The sequence below is a fragment of the Sphingopyxis sp. genome, from assembly GCF_036402335.1.
Lineage (GTDB): Bacteria > Pseudomonadota > Alphaproteobacteria > Sphingomonadales > Sphingomonadaceae > Sphingopyxis.
In genome coordinates this window covers 1-2,703 of the sequence record NZ_DASWTD010000172.1, presented here as the reverse complement: position 1 = coordinate 2,703, position 2,703 = coordinate 1, and the positions used below count along the sequence as shown (strand labels likewise).

Annotated in this window: 4 protein-coding genes; all 4 read right to left on the bottom strand. The window is 67.4% G+C overall.

Features of this window, described 5'->3' with window-relative positions; genetic code table 11:
• Positions 1-309 precede the first annotated feature (309 nt).
• The 4 genes from VGD20_RS05295 to VGD20_RS05280 all read right to left on the bottom strand — a co-directional run bounded on the left by VGD20_RS05295 (position 310) and on the right by VGD20_RS05280 (position 2,537).
• Positions 310-621, bottom strand: a complete 312-nt coding sequence (locus tag VGD20_RS05295) for a PaaI family thioesterase (RefSeq protein ID WP_331133446.1) — start codon at positions 619-621, stop codon at positions 310-312.
• Positions 622-626: 5 nt separating this feature from the next.
• Complete coding sequence (locus VGD20_RS05290; protein WP_331133445.1) at positions 627-1,325, bottom strand: SDR family NAD(P)-dependent oxidoreductase; 699 nt, start codon at positions 1,323-1,325, stop codon at positions 627-629.
• A complete protein-coding gene (locus tag VGD20_RS05285; RefSeq protein WP_331133444.1) occupies positions 1,322-1,915 on the bottom strand; it encodes a 2-hydroxychromene-2-carboxylate isomerase in 594 nt (197 codons plus the stop codon). Before VGD20_RS05285 ends, VGD20_RS05290 begins: the two co-directional genes overlap by 4 nt.
• 121 nt (positions 1,916-2,036) lie before the next feature.
• Entirely contained in the window at positions 2,037-2,537 is a 501-nt protein-coding gene (locus VGD20_RS05280) for a MaoC family dehydratase (protein ID WP_331133443.1), read from the bottom strand.
• Positions 2,538-2,703: the final 166 nt, after the last annotated feature.

Sequence of the window (2,703 nt, the reverse complement as noted above, 5' to 3'; positions counted from 1 at the left end):
GGAATCGCGCCCCGCGTGGTGTAGCTGGCGCTGATCGCCGAGGTGCCCGGCTGGGGCCCTCGCGCGAGCGGCCGCCCGCAGAGGGCCTACTCTGTCGTGCGTCAATGGGACCGAGTGCCGGGCGCCTACGTTGGCTTGTGGTGCATCGATCATGTGAAGCATCTCGAGGTGTGGGTCACTCGGCTTCGTGCTGCGGATTGCCGATGTGCGCCACGAGTTGCGCGGGCATGCAGTCGGCAGTGGAAGCGGCAGGCGGCTCCTCATACGAGCAGCCCTCAGAAAGGTTCCTTGAACGGCCGGAGGTCGACCTCATGCGTCCACGCCGAGCGCGGCTGGCGTAGCCGCACAGCGGCTCGTCTCGGGGCCGCGGCCCGGACCGGGCGTGGAATGCGTGGCGATCCCGCAGGCGCTGTCGAGCAGCGGCGCGGCATAGCCGCCATGGACCGCGCCAAACGGGTTGTAAACGCTGCGGTCGGGCTTGCCTTCGAATACGACCCGTCCGCGCTCAACCTCGACCAGATCGAAGCCGAGCGTTTGGCCGATCGGCGCCTTGAAGCCGCCACCCGGCATCGCCTGAAGCTGCTGCAGGCCGTCCGGCGCGGCATTGGTTTCGCCGTCCACAACGCTCACCACGGCTCGTGGAAGGGACGCACTTCTGCGAGGAACGACCAGGCGTCCTTCGGCTGGTGCGCGAGATGGAAGACCTCGGCGGCGATTGAGGCGGGCGAGATGAAGAAGTCGTCCTTCGCGTCCGGCAGCCGCTCGCGCTGCCAGGGCACGTCGATCACCGCGTCGACGACGAGGTAGGCGATGTGGACGCCTTTGGGCCCGAGATCGCGTGCGAGCGATTCGGCGAGGATGCGCTGCGCTGCCTTGGTCGGCGCGAAACCTGCAAAATTCGCTTTGCCGCGCTGTGCCGAGGTATTACCGGTGACGATGATGGCGCCTTCGCCGGCGGCCACCATCGCCGGTGCTATGAGTCGAGCAAGGTGGAACAGCGCCATCGTGTTGATCTCGAAGTTGCGCCGGAGCGTCTCCGCTTCGATCTGCTCGAAGGTGCCAAACGCGCCGCCGACCGCGTTGTGGACGACCACTTTCGGGTCGCCGACCTGCGCGACCGCTCGCTCCAGCGCTGCCGCATCGCTGACGTCGCACGGCACCGCGATCGAGTTCGGGATCTCCCGCTCCAGCGCCGAAAGGCGATCGGCGTTGCGCGCCAGCATCGCCACGCGATAGTTGCCCTCGGCGAAGCGTCGCGCGAGCGCGGCGCCCGTGCCGGGGCCTACGCCGGTAATCAGCGCCAATGGTTTGGCTGTGTCGGTCATGCGGCTTCCTCCAGGCGCGCGAGCTCCTCGCGCACGAACTCAAGCCGGTCGTTACCGAAGAACATCGCCTCGCCGACGAAGACGGTCGGCGATCCGAATACGCCACGCTCCGCCGCCTCGTCGGTGTTGGCATCGAGCTGGGCGGCCATCTCGGAGCGGTCGATCCGGGCGGCGATCGGCTCCGTGTCGATCCCGGCGTCAGCGATCGCCGCAACGACATCGGCTGCGTTCGCCAACGTCTTCCCCTCGCTCCAGATCGCCCGGTAGAGCGCCAGTGTGATGGCGGCGGCGTCCTCCGGCCCCTCGGCCGACAGCACCGCGCGCGAGCAGGCGTCGCCGTCGTTGGCGCGCATGTCCGAGGGGTTGAGCGGAACCCCGTAGCGCTGCGCCCAGCGTCCCACGTCGACGCGCGCATAGCGGCCCTTCGCTGCGCAGGTGATGGTCGTCGGGACGTTGCCAACCTTCTCCATGACCTTGAGAATCTTCATCGGCCGCAGCGTAATGACGACGTCCATCTGCCGGAGCTGGGTGAAGGCGAGATAGCTGTAGGGACTGCGGAAATCGTAGAAGAGCTCTATTTGCTGGGTCATCGTGCGGCTCCTGCGGCAGGATCGAGAAGGCGTTGGACGGCGTCATCGGCGCCCGGGGCAGGGCGGAGCTGGACGCGCTCGAGTGGGCTGGCCTTACTGGCAGCGTGACAACAGCGCTAGTCTAGGCCGGCCGGCGCGGCACCATCAGATTTGCGATCAGAACCTGCACGGCGTCGCCGTTCTGGTTCAGCGTCGTCGTCCGGACTTTGATCAGTCCTTGTTCCGGACGCGACTTCGACGGCCGCACCTCGAGCACTTCGCTCTCCAGGCGCAGCTCGTCTCCGGGGCGGACCGGCCGCGGCCAGCGGAACTCGTCGAAGCCAGCGCCGACGATGCCTCCGGCGGGCTTGATCTCGCTCTCGACCAGGAGCCGCATCGTCACCGCTGCGGTGTGCCAGCCGCTTGCCGCGAGTCCGCGAAAGATCGTGTCCTCCGCAGCATTCTCATCGAGATGGAAGGGTTGCGGATCGAACTCGGCGGCGAAGCTCTTGATCCGTTCCTTGTCGATCACGAGCCGTCCGGAGCCGAAGATCTGCCCGGCGGCGAAGTCCTCGAGATATCGCTCTCTCATTTCTTGCGTTCCCGCACGACAGTTCGGGCGATCCGGACGGCCGTCGCCCATGGCGCTGACACACAGGGCGTGTGGTTCACACCGATCAGCTCGGCTCGCGCCATAAGGCGCGGGCGGCGGCAAGGATCTCATCGGACAGCTCCGCGTCGTCGACGGCGCGGGCAAGGATGAGGGCACCCACCATTGCCGACAGGCAGGCCAGCGCCTTCTGCCGTCG

Excerpts from the sequence above, each read along its gene's own strand:
- VGD20_RS05290 (WP_331133445.1), bottom strand. The coding sequence starts at position 1,325 with ATGACCGACACAGCCAAACCATTGGCGCTGATTACCGGCGTAGGCCCC.
- VGD20_RS05285 (WP_331133444.1), bottom strand. The coding sequence starts at position 1,915 with ATGACCCAGCAAATAGAGCTCTTCTACGATTTCCGCAGTCCCTACAGC.
- VGD20_RS05280 (WP_331133443.1), bottom strand. The coding sequence starts at position 2,537 with ATGGGCGACGGCCGTCCGGATCGCCCGAACTGTCGTGCGGGAACGCAA.